Consider the following 22,742-nt stretch of genomic DNA (forward strand, 5'->3'; position numbering starts at 1 on the left):
GACACCCATGCTGCCGACCCATGACTGACATCCGCTGTCAGCGATCTGGCGTAGGTTCGATGTCGTGAGAGCCAGCAGGTTGATGGCGATGATGCTGCTGATCCAGCAGCGCCGCACCATGACGGCTGCCGAGGTGGCCGGCGAGCTCGAGGTGTCCGTCCGCACGGTGTACCGCGACATCGCGGCGCTGCAAGCCACCGGCGTCCCGCTGTGGACGGAGTCGGGGCCGGGCGGCGGCATCAGGCTGGTCGAGGGCTGGCGCACGACGCTCGACGGCCTCACCGGCGACGAAGCGGCCGCGCTGTTCGTCGGCGGTGTCCCGAGCGCGGCGGCGGACCTCGGGCTGGGCACCGTCCTCGTCGCGGCGCAGACGAAGGTCATCGCCATGCTGCCGCCCGAGCTGCGTGGCCGGGCCGCCCGCCTGCGCGAGCGCTTCCACGTCGACGCGCCGGGCTGGTTCGGCGAGGTGGCGCCGCCGGAGGCGCTGGCCACGGTGTCCGACGCGGTGTGGTCAGGCCGGCGGCTCGACGTCTCGTACCAGCGGTCCGACCGGACGGTGGCGCGGCTGCTCGACCCGCTCGGCCTCGTGCTCAAGGCCGGCACCTGGTATCTCGTCGCGGCGCACCGGCAGCAGGTGCGGACGTACCGCGTCAGCCGCATCGACGCCGCAGCCGTCCTTCCCGACGCCGCCTGGCGCCCGGACGACTTCGACCTCGCCACCTGGTGGGCGGAGTCGTCGTCGCAGTTCGACCGGTCGCTGCTGCGCTACCGCTGCCGCGTCCGGCTGTCCGCGCCCGCGCTGCGGCGCCTGCACACGGCGGTCGGCGCCCTCGCGGCGACGTGGGCGCGCGACGCCGCGTCCGACCCCGACGCGGACGGCTGGATCGAGACCGACCTGTGGACCGAGTCCGAGGAGGTCGCCGCCCACCAGCTGTTCACGTTGATGAACGAGGTCGAGGTGCTGGAGCCCGCGTCGCTGCGGGCGACTCTGCGCTCCGTCGCTCTGGAGCTGGCCGCCCGGAACGGCTGAGCCGCTGGGCGATGTCCGACAGCTCCAGCGCCGGTCCGACGAGCCGGCGGCCGCGGCGGTGGACCATGCGCAGGTCGCGGGTGAGGTCGAGGTCGCGGACGGGCACCGCCACGACGGCGCGGGCGGCGCGGTCCGCGGCCACCGCCAGGGAGCTGAGGACGGCAGGAGCGACGCCTTCCGCGACGGCGGTCTTGATCGCCGTGGTGGACGGCAGCTCCAGCAGCGGCGGCGCCAGCGCCACGTCCGTCGCCGAGCCGATGGCGCGCTCGAGGTGGCGGCGCGTTCCGGACCCGCGTTCCCGGCTGACCAGCGGCGTGGCAGCGAGCTCCGCCGGCGTGATCCCGGACCGGCGCCGGGCCCACGGGTGACCGGGCGCGACGATCACCGTCAGCTCGTCCCGGGCGACCCGCCGGCTGGTCAGCTCGGCGGGGACCTGCGGGCGTTCGACGAAGCCGAGCTCGACCTCGTCGTCCAGCACGGCCCGGGCGACGTCGTCGGAGTTGCCCGCGACCAGCGCCACGGCGGTGTCCGGCGCGGACGTCTGCAGGGCCACCAGCCAGTGCGGGAGCAGGTACTCGGCCACGGTCAGGCTGGCCGCCACCCGCAGCCGGCTGTGCGTGCCGGTGCGCAAGGACAGCAGGCCGGCGTCCATGGCCGCCGCGGCGTCGACGGCCGCGCGGGCCCAGTCGGCCACCAGCGCCCCGTGCTCGGTCAGGCGCGACCCGCGCGCGGAGCGGTCCAGCAGCTGCAGTCCGAGCTTGCGCTCGAGGTGGCTCAGGCGCGCGCTCGCCGCCGGCTGCGTCACGTCGTGCGCCCTCGCGGCGGCTCCCACGCTGCCCAGACGGGTCACCGACAGCAGCAGGTCGAAGGTCGCGAGGTCGCTCACCCGTGGGGACAGAGGCATAAGGCGACCCTATGAGCTCATCGGCGATCCGGCTCTACCGGGCGGCCGCCGCCTGCGTGACGGTGGGACCATGACGGCCGAAGGCACCACCGCGACCCGCTGGCCGGCCGGCGCCCGCCGCCCCTCCGGCCTGCTACGCGACCTCGACCACCCCGCCCAGGTGTTCGAGCACCTCGGCCCGAACTGGTTCGCCTCGGTCATGGGCACCGGCATCGTGGCCGTCGCCGCGGCCGGCCTGCCGGTCCAGCCGCCGGGGCTGCGCCCGGCCGCGACGGTGGTGTGGGCGCTCGCCGCGGCCTGGCTGCTGGCCCTCGCCGCGACCTGGGTCGTGCACTGGACCCGGCACCGCGACCGGGCCAGGGGACATGCCGCGAACCCCGTCCTGGCGCACTTCTGGGGCGCTCCGGCGATGGCGCTGCTCACCGTGGGCGCCGGCACGCTGACCCTGGGACGCGACTGGATCGGCCACCAGGCGGCGGTCGCCGTCGCCGTCGCGTTGTGGTCGGCCGGCACCCTGCTGGGGCTGGTCACGTCCGTCTGGATTCCCTACCGCGCGATGACGGGGCACACCGTCGCCGCGAACGCCGCTTTCGGCGGCTGGCTCATGCCGGTGGTGCCGCCGATGGTCTCGGCCGCCACCGGCGCCGCGCTGGTCCCGCACGTGCCGGCCGGGCAGGCCCGGCTCACCCTGCTCGTCGCCTGCTACGCGATGTTCGGCGCCAGCCTGATCGCCGGCTTCGTCGTCATCGCCCAGATCTGGTCCCGGCTGATGCACCACGGTCCCGGCGCGGCGGTCATGGCGCCGACGCTGTGGATCGTGCTCGGCCCGCTGGGGCAGTCGGTGACCGCCGCGAACCTGCTCGGCGACGTCGCGGCCGACGCGCTGCCCGTCCGTACGCCACCGGCGCCGAGGTCTTCGGGGTCCTGTACGGCGTGCCCGCCTGGGGCTTCGCGATGTTGTGGCTCGCGCTCGCCGCGGCGCTGACCCTGCGCGCCGCTCGGTCGGCGCTGCCGTTCGCGCTGACCTGGTGGAGCTTCACCTTCCCGGTCGGCACGTGCGTCACCGCGGCCAGCACCCTGGCCCTGCGCCTGGACTCGGCGGCGTTGAGCGCCGCCGCCGTCGCGCTGTTCGTCCTGCTCGTAGCCGCGTGGGTCACGGTCGCGACCCGCACCGTTCGCGCCGGCGCCCGCGGCACGCTGTTCCTGCCCCCGCGATGAGCCTCGCGGGGGCAGGAACGTGCGGCGTCAGTCCTCGGACGAGCCCTTCGACAGGCCGTCGCTGATGAGGTTCATGACCGTCGGGTCGGCCAGCGTCTGGACGTCGCCCAGCTCGCGGTTCTCGGCGACGTCGCGCAGCAGACGGCGCATGATCTTGCCGGAGCGGGTCTTCGGCAGCTCCGGCACGATCATGATCTGCCGTGGCTTGGCGATCGGGCCGATCTCCTTGGCCACGTGGTTGCGCAGTTCCTGGACGACGTCGGCGCCGCCGTCGCCCGCGGCCGTGCGCAGGATGACGAACGCGACGATGCCCTGGCCGGTGGTCGGGTCGGAGGCGCCGACGACGGCGGACTCGGCCACCTTCGGGTGCGACACCAGCGCCGACTCGACCTCCGTCGTGGAGATGCGGTGGCCCGACACGTTCATGACGTCGTCGACGCGGCCGAGCAGCCAGATGTCGCCGTCGTCGTCCTTCTTGGCGCCGTCGCCGGCGAAGTAGCGGCCCTCGAAGCGCGACCAGTAGGTGTCGATGAACCGCTCGTCGTCGCCCCAGATGGTGCGCAGCATGGACGGCCACGGCTCGGTCAGCACGAGGTAGCCGCCGTGGCCGTCGGGCACCACGTTGCCGGCGTCGTCGACCACGTCGGCCACGATGCCCGGCAGCGCGGTCTGCGCCGAGCCGGGCTTGGCGGCGGTGACGCCGGGCAGCGGGCTGATCATGATGGCGCCGGTCTCGGTCTGCCACCACGTGTCGACGACGGGGGTGCGGTCGCCGCCGATGACGCGGCGGTACCAGATCCACGCCTCCGGGTTGATCGGCTCGCCGACGCTGCCCAGGACACGCAGCGACGAGAGGTCGCGGCGGCCGGGGATCTCGTCGCCCTGCTTCATGAACGTGCGGATGGCCGTCGGCGCCGTGTACAGGATGCTGACCTTGTACTTCTCGACGATGTCCCACCAGCGGCCGGCTTCGGGGAAGTCGGGCGTGCCCTCGTACATCACCTGCGTGGCGCCGTTGGCCAGCGGCCCGTAGACGATGTAGCTGTGGCCGGTGACCCAGCCGACGTCGGCCGTGCACCAGTACACGTCCGTCTCGGGCTTGAGGTCGAAGACGTTGCGGTGGGTGTACGCCGACTGCAGCAGGTAGCCGGCCGACGTGTGCTTGATGCCCTTCGGCTTCCCGGTGGTGCCGGACGTGTACAGGATGTACAGCGTGTCCTCGGCGTCGTGCGGCTGCGGGTCGTGCTGGTCGGACTGGCGGTCGACGAGGTCGTGCCACCACACGTCGTGGCTGTCGTCCCAGTCGACCTCCTGCTCGGTGCGCCGGACGACCAGCACCTTCTCGATGGACGGCGACTTCGCGACGGCTTCGTCGACGGCCGGCTTCAGCGCCGACGGCTTGCCCCGCCGGAACCCGCCGTCGGCCGTGATGACCAGCTTGGCCTGCGCGTCCTCGATGCGGCTGCGCAGCGCCTCGGCCGAGAACCCGCCGAACACCACCGAGTGGATGGCGCCGATGCGGGCGCAGGCCAGCATCGAGATGGCCGCCTCGGGGATCATCGGCAGGTAGATCGCGACGCGGTCGCCGTGGCCGACGCCCAGCTCCGTCAGCGCGTTGGCGGCCTTCGAGACCTCGCGCTGGAGGTCGGCGTAGGTCAGCGCGCGGCTGTCGCCGGGCTCACCCTCCCAGTAGATGGCGACGCGGTCGCCGTGGCCGGCCTCGACGTGCCGGTCGACGCAGTTGTAGGCGACGTTGAGCTTGCCGCCGACGAACCACTTCGCGAACGGCGGGTTGCTCCAGTCGAGCACCTGAGACCACTCGGTGTTCCAGCTCAGCAGCTCACGAGCCTGGCGCTCCCAGAACGCCAGGCGATCCGCCGAGGCCTCCTCGTACAGCTCTGCTTTGGCGTTGGCCTGGGCGGCGAACTCCGCGGACGGGGGGAAGCTCCGGTCCTCGTGCAGCAGATTGGAGAGAGCGTCATTGGTCACGTTCGGTCTGCTCCTCATTGTCAGTGATCCTGGGCAACCGTGACTGCCCGGCGGCGCATCGGGGCGCGCTGCCGTCTAACCTCACCATCGCATGGCCCTGCTGGGCAAGGACGAGAAGGGTCGGCGGCAGCGCGCTCCGGTGTCAGTGGGCGGACGTGGCCTTCTCTGCTCCGGCGCCGGTCAGGGACCTGACTTCCATCTCGGCGTACTTCGCCTTGTTGTATTCCTTGGACAACCGGGCGCCCACGAAACCGAACAAGAATCCGGCCGGGATCGAGATGATGCCGGGGTTGTCGAGCGGGAACCAGTGGAAGTCGACGTCCTGCAGCATCGACGGGCTGCGGCCGGTCGTGGGGTTCACCGGCTTGCCCGACACCACCGGCGAGAACACGATCAGCGTCACCGCCGTCAGCAGGCCGCCGTAGATGCTCCACACCGCGCCCTGGGTGTTGAACCGCCGCCAGAACAGCGAGTACAGGATCACCGGCAGGTTCGCGCTGGCGGCGACGGCGAACGCGAGCGCCACGAGGAACGCGATGTTCTGGCCGTTGGCGAAGATGCCGCCGACGATGGCCACCGCGCCGATGACGACGGCGGTGATGCGGGCGACCCGCACCTCGTCGTTCGGCTCCACCTCGCCCTTCTTGATGACGTTGGCGTACACGTCGTGCGCGAACGAGGCCGACGCGGTGATCGTCAGGCCCGCGACGACGGCGAGGATGGTCGCGAACGCGACCGCCGCGATGACGCCGAGCAGGATCGTCCCGCCCAGTTCGTAGGCCAGCAGCGGCGCCGCGGAGTTCACGCCGCCCGGTGCGCCCAGGATCTCCTCCGGGCCGACCAGCGCGCCCGCGCCGTACCCGAGCACCAGCGTCAGCAGGTAGAACAGGCCGATCAGCGCGATCGCCCACGTCACGCTGTGCCGGGCGTCGCGCGCCGTCGGCACCGTGTAGAAGCGCATCAGGACGTGCGGCAGGCCGGCGGTGCCGAGCACCAGGGCCAGCGCCAGCGAGATGAAGTCCAGCTTCGTGGTGTCCGACGCGCCGTACTGGTTCATCGGGTCCAGCAGGCCCGCCGCGCCGCCGGCGCTGTCGACGGCCGCGCCGAGCAGCTGCGACAGGTTGAAGTCGTGCTGCGCCAGCACCCAGATGGTCATGACGAAGGCGCCGCTGATCAGCAGGATCGCCTTGACGATCTGCACCCAGGTGGTGCCCTTCATGCCGCCCACCAGGACGTAGAACACCATCAGCGCGCCCACGACGGCGATGACGACGCCCTGGCCGCCGCGGTCGGTCACGCCCAGCAGCAGCGCGACGAGGCCGCCGGCGCCGGCCATCTGGGCCAGCAGGTAGAAGAACGACACCGCGAGCGTCGACGTCGCGGCCGCCGTCCGCACCGGGCGCTGCCGCATCCGGAACGACAGCACGTCCGCCATCGTGAACCGGCCGGTGTTCCGCAGCAGCTCGGCGACCAGCAGCAGCGCCACCAGCCAGGCCACCAGGAAGCCGATCGAGTACAGGAAGCCGTCGTAGCCGTAGATCGCGATGGCCCCGGCGATGCCGAGGAACGACGCCGCGGACAGGTAGTCGCCGGCGATCGCGATGCCGTTCTGCTGACCGGTGAACGCCCGGCCGCCGGCGTAGAAGTCCGCCGCGGTCCGGTTGTTCTTCGACGCGCGCAGCACGATGACCAGCGTGATCGCGACGAATACGGCGAAGATCGTGATGTTGACGCCAGGACTGCCGACATGGGTCTCCATCAGCGCACCTCCTCCAGCTCGTCGCGGATCTGCTTGGCGATCGGGTCCAGCTTCCGGTCGGCGTGGCGGATGTACAGCCACGTGATCAGGAAGGTCGACGCGAACTGGCCGAGACCGAACAGCAGGCCGACGTTGATGTTGCCGACGACCGGTTCGGACATGAAGTCGACCGCGTACGTCGACAGCAGCACGTACAGCAGGTACCAGGACAGGAAGGCGGCGGTCATGGGGAACGCGAAGTTGCGGAACCGCCGGCGGAGTTCGGCGAACTCCGGGCTGGCCTGCATGCGCTCGTACTCCTCGGCGGTGGGCACGGCGCGTTCGGGCGGGGGTGTCTCGAGACTGGCCACGCTCCGACCTCCTCGTCGTCATGTGGTCCGGGTCACAGTGATCCGGTGGGGCGCCACGGTAGGGCCGTGGCCTCCTGCCTCGGGAGACGCCGCACGGGGGCGTGCGGTGAGCGGCACATGGGTGCGGCGTGCGGGGTTCGCCGCTGCGATGAGCGGTCGTTACGGTGCGACGAGCGGTCGGCCCTAGCCTCCGCTCGGCTGCGTGTCCCCGACGGTGACCAGGCCGGTCTCGTAGGCGACCACGACGGCCTGGACGCGGTCGCGCACGCTCAGCTTGGCGAGGACGCGCGCCACGTGCGTCTTGACCGTCGCCTCGGAGATGTGCAGCCGCTGCGCCAGTTCGGCGTTGCTCAGCCCGCGGGCGACGAGCGTCAGCACCTCGACCTCGCGCGGCGTCAGCTCGGACAGGTCACGATGCCGGGCGGCCGAATCGCCGTCGCGGTGGGCGAACCGGGCCACCAGCCGCCGGGTGATGGCCGGGGCGAGCAGGGCGTCGCCGGCCCGGACGGTGCGGACGGCGGTCACCAGCTGCTCGGGCGTGACGTCCTTGAGCAGGAAGCCGCTGGCGCCGGCGGACAGCGCGGCGTAGACGTACTGGTCGAGGTCGAACGTGGTCAGGATGATGATCCGCGGCTCGCCGGCCGCGTTGGTCAGGATCCGCCGGGTCGCCTCGAGGCCGTCGAGCTCCGGCATCCGGATGTCCATCAGGACGACGTCGGGACGGGTCCGCCGGACGGCGTCGACGGCCTCCGCGCCGTTCGTCGCCTCGGCGACGACGTCGATGCCGCCGGCGGTCAGGATCATCCGGAACCCGGTGCGGACGAGCGTCTGGTCGTCGGCGACGACGACGCGCAGGGTCTCGGTCATGGCGCCTCCACCGGCAGCTCGGCCTGGACCCGGTAGCCGCCGGTGAGCCGGCGCCCGGTCACCAGCGTCCCGCCGTGGACGGCCAGCCGGTCGCCCAGCCCGGTCAGGCCGCGGCCGCCGCCGGACTTCGCGGGCACGACGGGCGTGCCGCCGGTATCGGCGACGTCGACCCGCAGGCGATCTTCGCCGTAGTCGAGCGTGACCGTGGCGGCGGAGCCCTGTGCGTGCGTCATCGTGTTGGTCAGCGCCTCCTGCACCACGCGGTAGGCGGCCAACTCGATGCCCGGCGGCAGCGGCCGGACCCGTCCGGTGACCGTCAGCTCGACCGGCAGACCGGCGGCGCGGACCCGGTCGACCAGCGCGTTCAGCCGGTCGAGGCCCGGCTGCGGGGCGAGGTCGTCCGGGCCGTCCGGCTCGGCGCCGGCGTCGTCGCGGCTCAGCAGCCCCATGACCTGGCGCAGGTCGGCCATCGCCGCCCGGCCGCCGGCCTCGACGGCGAGCAGCGCCTCGTTCGCCTGCTCCGGCGCCGTCGCCATCACCGTCCGGGCGGCGCCGGCCTGGATGACCATGACGCTCACGTTGTGGGTGACGACGTCATGCAGCTCGCGCGCCAGCCGGGCCCGCTCGTCCTCCGCGGCGCGACGCACCGCCGCGGCCTGCTCGCGTTCCAGCTCCGCCATCCGGACCCGGCCCTGCTCGACCCGCAGCTTCCACCGGCGCAGCCCGTCGGCGGCGACGGCGATCGGCACCAGCACCAGCAGCGGCACGTACTCGGCGGACACGACCGGCAGCGCGGAGTCGTGCGCGAGGGTGACCGCCACCGCCGTCGCGCCGATGGCCGCGATCGTCGGAACCCGGTACGGGCTGTACGCCGCAGCGCTGTACGCGGCGATGACCAGCGCGTAGAACGTGAGCCGCGGCTCGTCGGAGATGACGATGGTGGTGATCGCCAGCACGACGCACAGGACGGTCAGCGGGAACCGCCGGCGCAGCACGAGCGCCGCCGAGCAGGCCAGCGCCGTGAGCGTCCCCTGCAGCCGGGTGTCGGAGTCCGGGCCCTCGGGCGGCGGCGGCAACGGCGGCTCCGGCGCCCGGGCGTCCTGCACGACGAGGAGCGGGCCGTCGGAGCCCTCGAGCCCGTACCAGACCGCGGCGACGGCCACCGCCAGGGCCAGGCCGGCGTCGAAGAGCAGGTTGCGCCGGGTCGGCCGCGGCGGCGGGCCGGACGGCCGCACGACCAGCGTCGCCCAGCCGCGCAGCCGCTGCGCGATCGACAGCCACATCACCGGTCCATTCTGGCCGACCACCGGGTCGCGGGCGACGTCATCAGGGAGGAGCCGGGCTGCACCCGTGGACTACATCCGAAGGATGACGTCGGCCGACGTCGTCCGATCGCGGTATCCGAGATGGCTCCCGCGGCAGACGCGGACGGCGCCGGCGCACTCCTAGCGTCGAGCAGGCCACCCGGCGGACCCGAAGGGAACCGACCATGACCGAACCGATGATCGCCGTACGCGCCGTCACCCGCCGCTACGACGAGGGCCCACCGGCCCTGGACGACGTGACGCTCACCGTCGTCCCGGGGGAGGCGGTCGCGATCCTGGGACCGTCCGGCAGCGGCAAATCGACGCTGCTCAACCTGGTCGCCGGGCTGGATCGCCCGGACTCCGGCACCGTGACGGTGAACGGCGTGCGCGTCGACTCCCTGGGCGAGACCGCGTCCGCACGCTACCGGCGCGGCACGCTCGGGATGATCTTCCAGTTCTTCAACCTGCTCGACGACCTCACCGTGACCGAGAACGTCGTGCTGCCGGCACAGCTCGCCGGCATGCCCCGGCGGGAGGCCCGGCGCCGGGCCGGCGAGTTGCTCGAGACGCTCGGGATCGACCGGCACGCCGACGCCTATCCGGGCCGGCTGTCCGGCGGCGAGCGGCAGCGCGTCGCGGTCGCCCGGGCGCTGATGAACCGGCCGCCGCTGCTGCTCGCCGACGAGCCGACCGGCGCCCTGGACACCGCGTCGGGTGAGGACGTCATCGGGCTGCTCGCGGACCTGAACGCCGACGGGCAGACGATCGTCGTCGTCACGCATGACGTCCGGCTGGCCCGGGCCTGCACGAGCCGCACGGTCGAGCTGGTGGACGGGCGGGTCGTCTCCGACGCCAGGGCGGAGCCGGTCCGGTGAGCGGGCTGGGCACGGTGGTGCGCTCCGGCGTCGGACGGCGCCGGGTGCAGACCGTCGTGATCACGTTGGCGACGACGATGGCGGTGACGGCGACGATCCTGGGCGGGTCGCTGCTGGTCGCGTCCGACGACCCGTTCGACGACGCGTTCGGCCGGTACGACGGCGCGCACCTGTCGGCGCAGTTCGACGGCGGCGTGGTGAGCACCGCGGACCTGTCGGCCAGCGGTACGGCCGACGGCGTGACCGCGACGGCCGGGCCGTTCCCGGAGGTGTCGAGCGCACCGACGATCGAACTGCCGGCCGACGAGGAACCTGGCGAGGCGCCGGGCGGCCCCGGCGGCGGGACGACCGGGCCGATCACGGTCGTCGGCCGCGATGACCCCGGCGGCGACGTCGACGAGCTCGCGCTGACCGAGGGGGAGTGGGCGGACGCCGCGGACGAGATCGTCGTCGCTGCCGACCGGCCCGAGCCGCTCGGCTCGACGCTCACCTTCGCCGAAGCGCCCGGCAGCCCGACGCTGACGGTCGTCGGCAAGGCCCGCTCGGCGACCCGGACGGCGGAGGCGTGGACGACGCCGGCGGCGGTCGAGGCCTTGACAGCGCCCGATTCCGACGTCGCCTACCAGATGCTCTACCGGTTCGCCGACGCCGAGACCGCGGCGGACGTGGCCGCGGGCCGGGACGCCGTCGCCGCCGCCGTCGACGCCGAGGCGCTGACCGGGTCGCAGTCGTGGCTCGCCGTGCGCGAGGACCTGACCCGCGAGACGGCGCTGTTCGTGCCGTTCCTCGCCGCCTTCGGCCTGATCGGCCTGCTCATGTCGGTGTTGATCGTCGGCAACGTGATCGCGAGCGCCGTCGGCTCCGGCGCGCGCCGCATCGGCATCCTCAAGTCGCTGGGCTTCACCCCGTCGCAGGTCGTGCGCGCCTACGTCGTGCAGGCGCTCGTGCCCGCCGTCGTCGGCACGGTGCTCGGCGTCGTCGCCGGCAACCTGCTCGCGGTGCCGATCCTGGACCAGACGGAGACCGCGTACGGCGCCTCCGGGCTGGCCGTCGCCTGGTGGGTGAACGTCGCCGCGTCCGCCGCGATCCTGCTGGTCGTGGCCGTCACCGCGCTGGCCGCCGCGTGGCGGGCCGGCCGGCTGCGCACCGTCGACGCGCTCACGGTCGGGCGCACGCCGGCCGCCGGTCGGGGACTCGGCGCCGCCCGCCTGGGCGCCCGGCTGCCGGTGCCGCGGCCGCTCAGCCTCGGCCTGGTCCGCCCGTTCGCGCGGCCGGCACGTGCCGTCGCGATGCTGGCCAGCGTCGCGTTCGGCGCCACGGCCATCACCTTCACCGTCGGGCTGAGCTCGTCGCTGAGCGAGGTGCTGGCCGCGACGGCCAACGACAGCGCCGACGTGCGGGTCCAGCCGATCATGATGGGGCCGGGGCCCGCGCCGGAGGGCGGCGCGACCCCCGACCATGCCTCCGTCGCCGCCGTCATCGAGGCCCAGCCGGAGACGGCCGCGTACTACAGCACGGCGCGGGCCGAGGTGACGGTGTCCGGGCTGACCGGCGCGGTGCCGGTCGAGGCGTTCGCCGGCGACGCGTCGTGGGGCGGCTACGAGATGGTCTCCGGCCGGTGGCTCGAGGGGGCCGGCGAGGTGGTCCTCCCGACGCCGTTGCTCACGGCGAGCGGTGCCGCCGTCGGCGACACCATCACGCTGAACCACGAGGGCGTCGCGATCCCGGCGCGGATCGTCGGCGAGGTGTTCGACACGACCGACGGCGGCAAGACGGTGTTCGCCGACGCGGCCACGTTCGCCGACGCGGGCCGGCCGCTCGCCCCGTTCGACTACCGCGTGGCCGTGACGGACGGAACCGACGTCGGCGCCTACCTCGACGCCGTCACCGCGGAGCTCGAGCCGCTCGGCTTCGCGGCCGTGCCGGGCAGCGAGGAGCAGGAGAGCACCGTCACCGCCACGCTGAACGCGCTGGCCGCGATGCTGTCGCTGCTGCTCGTCACCGTTGCGGTGCTGGGCGTCCTCAACGGCGTCCTGCTCGACATCCGCGACCGGGTTCGTGAGCTCGGCATCCACAAGACGCTCGGCATGGCGCCGCGCCAGACCATCACGCTGGTGCTCGCGTCGGTCGTGCTGCCCGGCGTCCTGGGCGCCGCGATCGGTGTCGCGCTCGGGTACGCCCTGCACGCCGTGGTCATGCCCGCCATGGGCGACAGCGCCGGCCTCCGGCTCCCCGAGGTGGTGACGGACGTGTACGGTCCGGGCCTGCTGATCGCCCTCGGCGTCGCCGGTGTGCTGGTCGCGATCGCCGGCTCGCTCCCACCCGCCGGCTGGGCCGCCCGTACGCGCACGGCGACCGCGCTGCGAACCGAGTGATCAGGTGCGCCAGCGGTCCTCGGGATCCCAGTCGCCGCGGTTGAGATCGAGGTTCTCGGGGGTGTGCAGGCGGACCATGGTGCGGTTCACGCCCGGCGCCATGTGCTGCCGCGTCGCCAGGGAGACGGCGATCATCACGAGGAAGGCGAGCGGCATCGTCCAGGCGGCCGGTTGGGCGAGGAGGGCCCCGATCCACCCGGACTGCGGCCCGCCGAGGATCGTCACGACGACGGCGACGGTGGAGGCGCCACCGCCCACGAGCAGGCCCGCCACGGCGCCCGGCCAGGTCAACCGCCGCCACCAGATGCCGAGCAGCAGCAGCGGGCAGAACGACGACGCCGCGACGGCGAAGGCGAGGCCGACCACGTCGGCGATCCCGAGGAACGGGCTGGTCAGCGCGAGCCCGATCGGCACCAGCAGCGCCAGGAACGCGCCCAGCCGGAACCCGGTGACGGGGTTGCGGACCCGCCCGTGCAGCAGGTCCTGCGACAGCACGCCGGCCACCGAGACCGTCAGCCCCGACGACGTCGACAGGAACGCCGCGAACGCGCCCGCCGTCACGAGCATCGACAGCGCCTCGCCGGCCGCACCGTCGATCAGCCGCCCGGGCAGCACCAGCACGACGGCGTCCGTCCGGCCGGTGAGCAGCAGCTCCGGCGTGTACAGTCGGCCCAGCGCTCCGTACAGCCCGGGCAGCACGTAGAACACGCCCAGCAGCCCGAGCACCGCCAGCGTCGTCCGCCGAGCGGCCCGTCCATCGGGGTTGGTGTAGAACCGCACCAGCACGTGCGGCAGCCCCATCGTGCCGAAGAACAGCGCGACGATCAGCGAGTACGTCGCGTACAGCGGATGGTCGCCGCCCGAGGTCAGCGGCAGCGCCCACGCCTCGCCGGTCATCGGCGTCAGCGACGACGCGTGCGGGATCGGCGCGCCGGCCGGGAAGTCCAGGACCGTCCCGGCCTCGATGTCGTGCTCTCCGGGCTCCAGCACCAGCGGCGCCCCGTCCGCGACGACCGCGACCCGCGACGGCACGTCCACCGTCACGTCGATCGTCACCTCGACCGACGTCGCCTCCTCGAACACCGGCTCGCCGGGCGCCGCCAGCTCCGGCCGTCCGTCGCCGGCCCACACCAGCAGCAGGAAGATCACCGGCACCAGCAGCGCGGTCAGCTTCAGCCAGTACTGGAACGCCTGGACGAACGTGATGCTGCGCATGCCGCCGCCGAGCACGCTCACCAGCACGACCAGCGCGACGACGACGGGGCCGGCCCACTGCGGCGCCCCGGTGACGGTGCGCAGCGTCAGCCCGGCGGCCTGGAACTGCGGCAGCAGGTACAGCCAGCCGATGGTGACGACGAGGATGCTGGCCACCCGCCGCGCCGCCGCCGACTCCAGCCGCGCCTCGGCGAAGTCGGGCAGCGTGTACGCGCCGGATCGCCGCAGCGGCGCCGCCACCAGCACCAGCAGCATGAGGTACCCCGCGGTGTAGCCGACCGGGAACCACAGCATGTCCGTCCCGTACGCCAGCACCAGCCCGGCCACGCCCAGGAACGACGCGGCCGACAGGTACTCGCCGCCGATCGCCGACGCGTTCCACCACGGCGTCACGGTCCGGGACGCGACGTAGAAGTCGCTGGTCGTGCGGGCGGCGCGGACGCCGTACATGCCGATCAGGACGGTCGCGACCGCGGTCAGGGCGACCGCGACGATGCCGACGGTGGTGCTCACCGGCGGTTCACCATGTCGCCGAAGTCGCGCTCGACCCGTTCGGCGGCGCGGACGTAGAACCAGGCCGCCGCGACCAACGCAGGATAGATCAGCCCGCCGAGCACCAGCCACGGCAGCGGCACGCCGGCCAGCTCGATCGCGCTGACCCGCGGCGCGACGGCGAACAGCAATGGCAGCGTCGCCAGCAGCCCCAGCACGACGCCGGCGACGGCCAGGCTGAGCCGCAGCTGGGCGCGCAGCAGCGCCCGCATGTACACCTCGCCGAGCTGTGTTTGCGCGTCGATCTCCGCGGTGACGGCGCGACGGCGGGCGGGTGGCCGGCGGCGCCGCGGCCCGGTGACGGTGACGCGCTCCGTCACGGCGTCACCGGGTCCCGCCGGCCCGCCGGACCAGGCGGTCGCGCAGCTCGCGGGTGTGCCGCCGGCTCACCGGCAGCGTGGTCTCGCCGATGACGACGGTGTACCGCCCGGCGTCGGCGCGCAGCTCCTCGATGGACGTCAGCGCGACCAGGTAGCTGCGGTGGATGCGGACGAACCCGGCCGGCGCCCAGCGGTCCTCGAGCGTCGCGAGCGGCATCCGCAGCAGGTGGCTGCCGCCGTCGGCGGTGTGCAGCCGCGCGTAGTCGCCCTGCGCGCTGACGTAGGCGACCTCGCTGCGCCGGATGAACCGGGTGACGCCGCCCAGCTCGACGGAGATGGTCTCGTCGTACCTGGAGTCGCCGGCCGCCCGCGCGTCGCTCACCGCGTCCGTCGCCCTCCGGATCGCCTCGAACAGCCGCTCGCGCCGGTACGGCTTCATCACGTAGTCGACGGCATTGAGGTCGAACGCGGTGACAGCGTGGTCATCGTAGGCCGTGACGAACACGACGGCGGGCGGACGGCGGAACCGGGCCAGCACGCGGGCGAGGTCGAGGCCGGACAGGCCGGGCATCCGGATGTCGAGGAAGACGGTGTCGACGTGCTGCTGCTCGAGCAGGCGCAGCGCCGCCGCCCCGTCACCGGCCGTCAGCACCTGGCCGACGTGCTCGTTCTGCTCCAGCAGGTAGGCGAGCTCGGCCAGCGCCGGTGGCTCGTCGTCGACCGCCAGAACGCTGAGCATGGCGGCGAGGCTAGTGCCCGCCGCCCGTTCGAGGCCAGCGTCGTGCGGCGTCACGTCGCGTGCACGCCGGGACGGTACTTGGGCACCCGCAGACTGACCTTCGTCCCGGCGCCGTGCGCGGTCTCGATGACCAGGCCGTATTCGTCGCCGAAGACGGCCCGCAGCCGCTCGTCGACGTTGCCGAGGCCGACCCGGTCGCCGGCGTCGCCGCTGAGCAGGCCGCGGGCCAGCTCGGGGTCCATGCCGACGCCGTCGTCGTCGATGCTGATCAGGGCCTCGTTGCCGGCGTCCTCGGCGATGATCGTGATGTGGCCGGGGTCGGCCCGGCCCTCCAGCCCGTGCCTGACGGCGTTCTCGACCAGCGGCTGCAGGCACAGGAACGGGACGGCGACGGGCAGCACCTCGGGCGCGACCCGCAGCGTCACCGACAGCCGGTCGCCGAACCGCGCCTTCTCCAGCGTCAGGTACCGCTCGATCGAGCGCAGCTCCTCGGCCAGCGTGGTGAAGTCGCCGTGCCGCCGGAACGAGTACCGCGTGAAGTCGGCGAACTCCAGCAGCAGCTCGCGCGCATGCTCGGGGTCGGTGCGGACGTACGACGCGATGGCGCCGAGCGCGTTGTAGATGAAGTGCGGCGAGATCTGCGCCCGCAGCGCCCGGATCTCCGCCTCGGCCAGCTTGGCCCGTTCGCGGTCGAACTCGGCCAGCTCCAGCTGACCGGACACGAACCGGGCGACCTCCTCGACGGCGCGGACGAGGCCGGCGGAGGGGCGTGCCGACGTGTACGCGATCAGCGCGCCGGCCACCCGCTCGTCCGTCGTCAGCGCGGCGGCGACGGCGTGCCGGACGGGGCAGTCGACGCGGTCGCACTCGACCGCGGGCGGGCCGAGGACGTCGGTGTTGCCATCGAGCGCGCGGGCCGCGTGCCGCCGGACGTCATGCACGTGCTGGTTCGCGCCGACGCCGTCCCACGTCACGACGTCGTCGCCGTCGGTGAGCGCCATGGCCGGCGTGGCCAGCAGTTCGCGCAGGTGCCGGACGGCCTTGTCGGCGCCCGCGGTCAGCCCGGCCCGCAGTTCCGGTGAGGCGAGGCTCGTCGTGTGCAGGATGCGGTACGTCGTCTGGTCCTCGGTGGTGCCCAGCACCAGCCGCGACCGGACCAGCCGCGTGAGCAGCACGGCCGCCAGCGACACCGCGACGACCGCGACGGCGACGACGATGACCGGCTGCTCCATGCACCGGACCCTACTGGGCCGCGGAGATCTCCCCGGGCCGCTCGGCGGCCGCCGCCTCGCTCGCGTGACGCCTCGCTCGCGTGACGCCGCGCTCGCGTGACGCCGCGCTCGCGTGACGTGGTAGGTCCACCCCTCCCGGCCCGGGTGGGGCCCACCCTACGGGCGGGCACCGACAACGTCGGCTCGCGAACGCGCCGCCGCGACATCGGTGACGGCGACGACGATGACCGGCTGCTCCATGCACCGGACCCTACTGGGCCGCGACGACCTCCCCGGGCCGCTCGGCGGCCGCCGCCTCGCTCGCGTGACGCCTCGCTCACGAGACGCCGCGCTCGCGTGACGTGGTAGGTCGACCCCTCCCGGCCCGGGTGGGGCCCACCCTACGGGCGGGCACCGACAACGTCGGCTCGCGAGCGCGCCGCCGCGACATCGGTGACCGTCGCGCGCCCTGCGGCCGCGTCGCCGAGCCCGGCGCTGCGCCGGATCTCCGCCTCGCTGGCGTTGCCGCCGGTGCAGACGACGGCGACCCGGCGGCCGGCGAACCGGTCCGGATCGGCCAGCACCGCCGCGAGCGCGGCCGCCCCGGCGCCCTCGGCCAGCGTGTGCGCGTCGCACATGAGGCACCACTGCGCCGCGGCGATCTGGTCGTCGTCGACCAGCACGAAGTCGGCCAGCCGCTCTCGCATCACCCGCTGCGGCAGCGCGAAGCCCGATCCGGTCGCAAGGCCCTCGACGGCGGTCCGGTTCGGCCGTTGCCGCAGCTCGCCGTCGCGCCAGGAGTCGTGCGCCGCCGGCGAGTCCGCCGCCTGCATCGCGATCACCTCGCACCCGGGTGCCAGCGCGGCCGCGACCAGGCAGGCCGCCGCCGCGCCGCTGCCACTCCCGACCGGGACGACGACGGCGTCCAGGTGCGGCTGCTGCGCGAACAGCTCGGCGTACGCCGTCGCGACCCCGGCGATGATGTCCGGCTCGTTCGCCGCGCTGACCAGCCGCATCCCGCGCTCGTCCGCCAGGGCCCGGGCGTGCGGCGCGGCGTCGTCGAAGGTCGCGCCGTGCTCGACCAGTTCCGCGCCGAGCCGCCGGACGGCATCGGCCTTGGCCGGGTTGGGGTGCTCCGGCATGACGATGGTGCACGGGACGCCGAACAACTGCGCCGCGTACGCCAGCGACTGTGCGTGGTTGCCGGTCGAGTACCCGACGACGCCGCGGCGGCGCACCACCGGGTCCAGCCGCGACAGCAGCGTGATCCCACCGCGCACCTTGAACGCTCCGGTCGGCTGGGCGTTCTCGTGCTTGACGAACACCGTCGCGCCGGCCGTCGCGTCCAGCGCCGGGTAGTTCCACGTGGGTGTCGGCGGCAGGTGCGCGGCGAGCAGCCGCTGGGCGTCGAGGACGTCGGCGAGGGTGGGTGGCTCCATGTCGTCCACCGTCGCTCGCGGCCGCTCATAGGTCCAATGCCGGCTTTCTGGGTTTCCATCGATACTGTCTATGCATGCTGGATCTCACCCGGCTGCGGGTGCTGGTCGCGGTCGCCCGCGAGGGGTCGGTCACGGCCGCCGCCGACGCGCTGCACTACGCGCAGCCCTCCGTCAGCCACCATCTCGCCCGGCTCGAGGCGGAGGTGGGGCTGCCGCTGACGCAGCGGGCCGGTCGCGGGGTGCGGCTCACCGAGGCCGGCGAGCTGCTGGCGCGGCGGGCCGAGGAGATCTTGGGCCAGGTCGAGGCGGCCGAGACGGAGCTGTCGGCGCACGCCGGCTTGCGCACCGGCCGGGTCCGGCTGGCCGCGTTCCCGTCGGCGCTGGCCACGCTGGTCCCGACGGCCGCGGCGCGGTTCGCGGCCGCCCATCCGGACGTCGAGCTGGCGCTCACCGAGGCCGAGCCGCCGGCCGCACTGACGGCGCTGCGCACCGGCGCCGTCGACGTCGCGGTCGTCTTCGCGCACGGCCCGCTGGAGGAGCGCGGCGTCACCGTCGAGCCGCTGCTCACAGAACCGCTCTACCTCGTGACGCCCGCCGATGACGCGCCCGCCGGTGACGTGCCTGCCGGTGGCGCTCTGGCGGGTGACGCGCGCGTCGGCGACGCGGAGTTCGGTCCCCGCCCGGCTGGGAGGGTGCCCACCCTACGGGCGGGCACCGACAGACTCACGCGCGCCGCGCCCGCCAGCGGACGTGCCGCGCCCGCCAGCGGACTTGCCGCGTTCGCCGGCGCCCGCTGGATCGCCGGCTGCGAACGGTGCCGCGAGCACCTCGTCGGGTCCTGCGAGCGTGCCGGGTTCACGCCCGCCATCGCGTTCGAGACCGACGACTACGTGGCGGTCCAGGCGCTGGTCGCGGCCGGCCTCGGCGTGAGCACGCTGCCCGGGCTGGCGCTGGCGGCGAACCGTCACCCCGGCGTCCGGGCCGACCCGCTGCCCGGCGACGGCCGCACCGTCGCCGTCGCGACCTACGGCCGCTCGCCCGCCCCGCTGCCCGTCCAGGCGTTCCGGACGGCGCTGCGCGAGGCGGCCGCCGAGTTCACGCGGTGGTGACGACCGGCTGCTTCGCGGCCGGGATGACCAGCGGCGTCCCGGTCTCGGGGTCGTCGATGATGCGGCAGGCCAGCCCGAACACGTCACGCACCAGCGTCTCGTCGACGATGGCCGACGGCGCGCCCTCGGCGACGATCTCGCCGTCGCGCATCGCGATCAGGTGGGTCGCGTAGCGGCAGGCGTGGTTGAGGTCGTGCAGGACGGCGACCAGCGTGCGGCCGTGCGACACGTGCAGGTCGTGGCAGAGGTCGAGCACCTCGATCTGGTGCGCGATGTCGAGGAAGGTCGTCGGCTCGTCCAGCAGCAGGATCGGCGTCTGCTGCGCCAGCACCATCGCCAGCCAGACCCGCTGCCGCTGCCCGCCGGACAGCTCGTCCACCCGGCGGTGCCGCAGGTCGGTGATGCCGGTGTTCGCCATCGCGTCCGCGACCGCCTCGGTGTCGGCGCCGGACCACTGGCGGAACAGCCGCTGGTGCGGGTACCGGCCGCGCGACACGAGATCGGCGACGGTGATGCCCTCGGGCGCGATCGACGACTGCGGCAGCAGCCCGAGCCGGCGCGCCGCCTCCTTCGTCGAGTACTGGGTGATCAGCTGGCCGTCCAGGTGCACGGCGCCGGCCGACGGCTTGAGCATGCGGGCCAGCGCGCGCAGCAGAGTCGACTTGCCACACGCGTTCGGCCCGACGATCACCGTGAACGACCCGTCCGGGATCGACACGGACAGCTCGCGGGAGATGACCCGCTCGTCGTATGCGAGCGTGAGGTCGTTCCCGTGCAGCCGGGGTTCAGACATGGTTGCGCCGCCCTTCCCGCGCGAGGAGCCAGACGAGGTACAGACCGCCGATACACACCGTCACCACGCCGACCGGCAGCGGCGTCGGCAGCACCCACTGGGCGACGAGGTCGCTGGCGCCCAGCAGCGCCGCGCCCATCAGCGCCGCCGCGCCGGTCGCCGCGCCGGACGCCCCGGTCAGCCGGCGGGCCAGGTGCGGCGCCGACAGCGCGATGAACGCGATCGGGCCGGCCGCCGCGACGGCGATCGCCGCGAGCACCGTCGCGGCGAACAGCATGCCGATCCGGGTCCGCTCCGCGTTGACGCCGAGGCCCGTCGCGGCCTCGTCACCCATCTCGATCAGCCGCATCGGCCGCGACAGGACGGCGAGCAGCGGCGCGACCAGTGCGACGCCGATGCCGACGGCGATGACGTGGTCCCAGGCGCGGGTGTTGAGCGACCCGGTGAGCCAGACCTGCGCGCTGGCCGCCTGGATCAGCTCCGCGCGCATCAGCATGTAGTGGACCGCCGACGTGAGCATGGCGCCGGCCGCGATGCCGACGAGGATCAGCCGGAAGCCCTGGACGCCGCGCTTGTAGGCCAGCAGGTAGACGGCGATCGCGGTGGCCAGTCCGCCGATGACGGCGCCACCCGCGACCTGCAGCATGCTGCCGCCCGTCACCAGGATCACGAACACCGCGCCGGCCGACGCGCCGGACGTGAAGCCGATGACGTCCGGGCTGCCCAGCGGGTTGCGCGACAGGCTCTGGAACACCGCGCCGGACGCGCCCAGCGCGCCGCCGACCAGGAACGCGACCAGCACCCGCGGCAGCCGGCGGCCGTTGACGATGAAGTCGGCCAGCGGGTCCGGCGGGTTCCCGAACAGCGTCCTGACCACGTCGCCGGGCGAGATCGTGAAGTCGCCGACCGCCAGCGACGTCAGGAACACCGCGACCAGCACCGCGACGAGCAGCCCGCACATCAGCACGACGCGGCGGTCGAACCGGACGGACAGCTCGCGCGGTCCGCGCAGCACGTGGTCGGTGGGCGACAGGTCGGTCGGTGCGACGGTGAACCGCCGGGCCGTCGTCGGGGCCGTCACGACGCCACCATCCGCTTGCGGCGCACGAGCGCGATCAGCACCGGTCCGCCGATGACCGTCGTGACGATGCCGACCTGCAGCTCGCCCGTCGACAGCACCACCCGGCCCACGATGTCGGACGCCAGCAGCAGGATCGGCGAGACGACCAGGCAGAACGGGAGGATCCAGCGCTGGTCGGGTCCGGTGAACGCGCGCACGATGTGCGGCACGATCAGCCCGACGAACGCGACCGGGCCCATCGCCGCCGTCGCCGCGCCGCACAGCAGCGTCACCGCCAGCACGCCGACGACGCGGGCCAGCAGCACGTTCACCCCGAGCGCCGCGGCGGTGTCGTCGCCGAGCGCCATCGCGTCCAGCGTCCGGGCCAGCCCCAGCGCGAGCAGTACCCCGACCACGATGAACGGCAGCACCGACCCGACGGTCTCGACGTCGCGCCCGGCCAGCGACCCGACCTGCCAGAACCGATAGACGTCGAGCACCTCCGGATCCATGATCACCATCGCCTGGGTGAACCCGAGCAGCACCGCCGCCAGCGCGATGCCCGACAGCGCCAGTCGCACCGGCGACGCCTGACCCCGTCCGAGCGACGCCAGCGCATAGACGACGACGCTGGCCAGCGCCGCGCCGCCGAACGCGAACCAGATGTAGCCGTACAGGCTCATCGACCCGAACAGCGTCACCCCGAGCACCACGGCGAACGCGGCGCCGGCGTTGACGCCCAGGATCCCGGGGTCGGCCAGCGGGTTGCGAGTGAGCGCCTGCATGAGCGCGCCGGCCAGGCCGAGCGCGATGCCGCAGATCACGCCGAGCAGCGTCCGGTTGACCCGCATGTCCCCGACGATGACCTGGTTGTTCGCGTCGCCAGAGTCGAACAGTGCGCGCACGACCTCGTCCAGCGGGATGTATTTCGCGCCGATCGCGATGCTGGCCAGGCAGGTCACGGCCAGCACGGCCGCGCAGACGCCCAGCCACAGCAGCCGGCCGCGGGTCGTGCGCACCAGCCCGGCGGCCGCCCTCGCCGCGTCGTCGCTCGTGACGGCGGTGCTCGTGCCGGTTGCGGCGCCGGATGCGCTGCCGGACGGCTCGGGGGGCCGGTCGACGGCGGGAGCGGGCATGAGCAGAGGCTAGCCTTACCTACCCCAACTGCGCGAATCCACCCCCGTCCGACACCGGCGCGGCGGCTGGGTTCGGTCGGCGGGTGTGGCGGGTGCCCAGCCGGTCGCACGTTGGTGTGGCGGCGGGGTGGGGCCGTCCGGCGCTGGCCCGGGCGCTCGGTCCGGCTGTGCGGCTTTGCGGTGCGTTGTCAGTGCCCGCCCGTAGGGTGGGCCCCACCCGGGCCGGGAGGGTCATGCCTACCGCGGCGCGGCTCGTTGGGCTCCCGTGCACCGCTGGCGCGGCTGTCGGGTGTGGGGGTCTGGCGCTGGCCCGGTCGCCGGATGCGGTGGCTGGTCGGCGGCGGCGCGGCGGGATGCGGCCGGTCCGGCTGCCGGGGTGTGGCGGCCTGGCGCTGGCTAGGTGGGCGGATGCGGTGGCTGGTCGGCGCCGGCGCGGCGGGATGCGGCTGGTCTGGCTGGCGGTCTGGCGCTGGCCCCGGTCGCCGGCGGTGGCC

General features: G+C 73.8%; 18 protein-coding genes and 1 pseudogene. 5 read left to right on the top strand and 14 right to left on the bottom strand.

The features are described from left to right. Window positions 1–64 precede the first annotated feature (64 nt). On the top strand, window positions 65–1,030 hold the full coding sequence (locus BLU82_RS31430; RefSeq protein WP_092624758.1) for a YafY family protein: 966 nt from the start codon (window positions 65–67) through the stop codon (window positions 1,028–1,030). Here BLU82_RS31430 and BLU82_RS31435 read toward each other — a convergent pair. Beyond that, window positions 936–1,934 (bottom strand): LysR family transcriptional regulator, encoded by a 999-nt coding sequence (locus BLU82_RS31435; RefSeq protein ID WP_092624759.1) that lies wholly within the window; start codon window positions 1,932–1,934, stop codon window positions 936–938. The two genes, BLU82_RS31430 and BLU82_RS31435, sit on opposite strands and share 95 nt — an antisense overlap. Window positions 1,935–2,004: 70 nt before the next feature. On the opposite strand from BLU82_RS31435, the pseudogene BLU82_RS31440 reads away from it, so the two are divergent. Beyond that, window positions 2,005–3,152 (top strand): annotated as a pseudogene (locus tag BLU82_RS31440) (TDT family transporter). A 27-nt stretch (window positions 3,153–3,179) separates the two neighbouring features. Here BLU82_RS31440 and acs read toward each other — a convergent pair. The 5 genes from acs to BLU82_RS31465 all read right to left on the bottom strand — a co-directional run bounded on the left by acs (window position 3,180) and on the right by BLU82_RS31465 (window position 9,400). Next, window positions 3,180–5,141: an acetate--CoA ligase gene (acs, locus tag BLU82_RS31445; protein ID WP_092624760.1), complete on the bottom strand. Its 1,962-nt coding sequence runs from the start codon at window positions 5,139–5,141 to the stop codon at window positions 3,180–3,182. Between the two features lie 142 nt (window positions 5,142–5,283). After that, window positions 5,284–6,900 (bottom strand): cation acetate symporter, encoded by a 1,617-nt coding sequence (locus BLU82_RS31450; protein WP_092624761.1) that lies wholly within the window; start codon window positions 6,898–6,900, stop codon window positions 5,284–5,286. Beyond that, entirely contained in the window at window positions 6,900–7,187 is a 288-nt protein-coding gene (locus BLU82_RS31455) for a DUF485 domain-containing protein (protein ID WP_092626611.1), read from the bottom strand. Before BLU82_RS31455 ends, BLU82_RS31450 begins: the two co-directional genes overlap by 1 nt. Window positions 7,188–7,433: 246 nt before the next feature. Continuing rightward, complete coding sequence (locus BLU82_RS31460) at window positions 7,434–8,117, bottom strand: response regulator transcription factor (RefSeq protein ID WP_092624762.1); 684 nt, start codon at window positions 8,115–8,117, stop codon at window positions 7,434–7,436. Then, window positions 8,114–9,400, bottom strand: a complete 1,287-nt coding sequence (locus BLU82_RS31465) for a sensor histidine kinase (protein ID WP_092624763.1) — start codon at window positions 9,398–9,400, stop codon at window positions 8,114–8,116. Before BLU82_RS31465 ends, BLU82_RS31460 begins: the two co-directional genes overlap by 4 nt. Window positions 9,401–9,606: 206 nt before the next feature. On the opposite strand from BLU82_RS31465, the gene BLU82_RS31470 reads away from it, so the two are divergent. Both BLU82_RS31470 and BLU82_RS31475 read left to right on the top strand, forming a co-directional pair. Beyond that, window positions 9,607–10,299, top strand: a complete 693-nt coding sequence (locus BLU82_RS31470; protein WP_092624764.1) for an ABC transporter ATP-binding protein — start codon at window positions 9,607–9,609, stop codon at window positions 10,297–10,299. After that, on the top strand, window positions 10,296–12,674 hold the full coding sequence (locus BLU82_RS31475; RefSeq protein WP_172885744.1) for an ABC transporter permease: 2,379 nt from the start codon (window positions 10,296–10,298) through the stop codon (window positions 12,672–12,674). Before BLU82_RS31470 ends, BLU82_RS31475 begins: the two co-directional genes overlap by 4 nt. Here the strand turns inward: BLU82_RS31475 and BLU82_RS31480 are convergent, their stop codons facing one another. The 5 genes from BLU82_RS31480 to BLU82_RS31500 form a co-directional block, all read right to left on the bottom strand. After that, complete coding sequence (locus BLU82_RS31480; protein WP_092624765.1) at window positions 12,675–14,402, bottom strand: cation acetate symporter; 1,728 nt, start codon at window positions 14,400–14,402, stop codon at window positions 12,675–12,677. Then, complete coding sequence (locus BLU82_RS31485; protein WP_092624766.1) at window positions 14,399–14,761, bottom strand: hypothetical protein; 363 nt, start codon at window positions 14,759–14,761, stop codon at window positions 14,399–14,401. The genes BLU82_RS31480 and BLU82_RS31485 overlap by 4 nt, the downstream gene beginning before the upstream one ends. A 4-nt stretch (window positions 14,762–14,765) precedes the next feature. After that, complete coding sequence (locus BLU82_RS31490) at window positions 14,766–15,500, bottom strand: LytTR family DNA-binding domain-containing protein (RefSeq protein WP_092624767.1); 735 nt, start codon at window positions 15,498–15,500, stop codon at window positions 14,766–14,768. A 50-nt stretch (window positions 15,501–15,550) separates the two neighbouring features. Then, window positions 15,551–16,732, bottom strand: coding sequence for a sensor histidine kinase (locus BLU82_RS31495; RefSeq protein WP_092624768.1), 1,182 nt, complete (start codon window positions 16,730–16,732; stop codon window positions 15,551–15,553). A gap of 380 nt (window positions 16,733–17,112) precedes the next feature. Beyond that, window positions 17,113–18,150 carry a threonine/serine dehydratase gene (locus BLU82_RS31500; RefSeq protein WP_092626615.1) on the bottom strand — a complete coding sequence of 346 codons (1,038 nt, stop codon included), beginning with the start codon at window positions 18,148–18,150 and terminating at the stop codon, window positions 17,113–17,115. Between the two features lie 74 nt (window positions 18,151–18,224). Between BLU82_RS31500 and BLU82_RS31505 the strand changes: the two genes are divergently transcribed. Continuing rightward, on the top strand, window positions 18,225–19,259 hold the full coding sequence (locus BLU82_RS31505) for a LysR family transcriptional regulator (RefSeq protein ID WP_092624769.1): 1,035 nt from the start codon (window positions 18,225–18,227) through the stop codon (window positions 19,257–19,259). Here BLU82_RS31505 and BLU82_RS31510 read toward each other — a convergent pair. Genes BLU82_RS31510 through BLU82_RS31520 form a run of 3 tightly spaced genes read right to left on the bottom strand, consistent with a single transcriptional unit; the run spans window position 19,246 to window position 22,248 of the window. After that, window positions 19,246–20,052, bottom strand: a complete 807-nt coding sequence (locus tag BLU82_RS31510) for an ABC transporter ATP-binding protein (protein WP_069110038.1) — start codon at window positions 20,050–20,052, stop codon at window positions 19,246–19,248. The two genes, BLU82_RS31505 and BLU82_RS31510, sit on opposite strands and share 14 nt — an antisense overlap. Next, complete coding sequence (locus BLU82_RS31515) at window positions 20,045–21,133, bottom strand: iron chelate uptake ABC transporter family permease subunit (RefSeq protein WP_231947628.1); 1,089 nt, start codon at window positions 21,131–21,133, stop codon at window positions 20,045–20,047. The genes BLU82_RS31510 and BLU82_RS31515 overlap by 8 nt, the downstream gene beginning before the upstream one ends. Continuing rightward, the gene (locus BLU82_RS31520) at window positions 21,130–22,248 is read right to left on the bottom strand and encodes an iron ABC transporter permease (RefSeq protein WP_092624770.1); all 1,119 of its coding nucleotides are present in this window, start codon (window positions 22,246–22,248) and stop codon (window positions 21,130–21,132) included. The genes BLU82_RS31515 and BLU82_RS31520 overlap by 4 nt, the downstream gene beginning before the upstream one ends. Between the last annotated feature and the right edge of the window lie 494 nt (window positions 22,249–22,742).

The organism is Jiangella sp. DSM 45060 (genome assembly GCF_900105175.1).
GTDB lineage: Bacteria > Actinomycetota > Actinomycetes > Jiangellales > Jiangellaceae > Jiangella.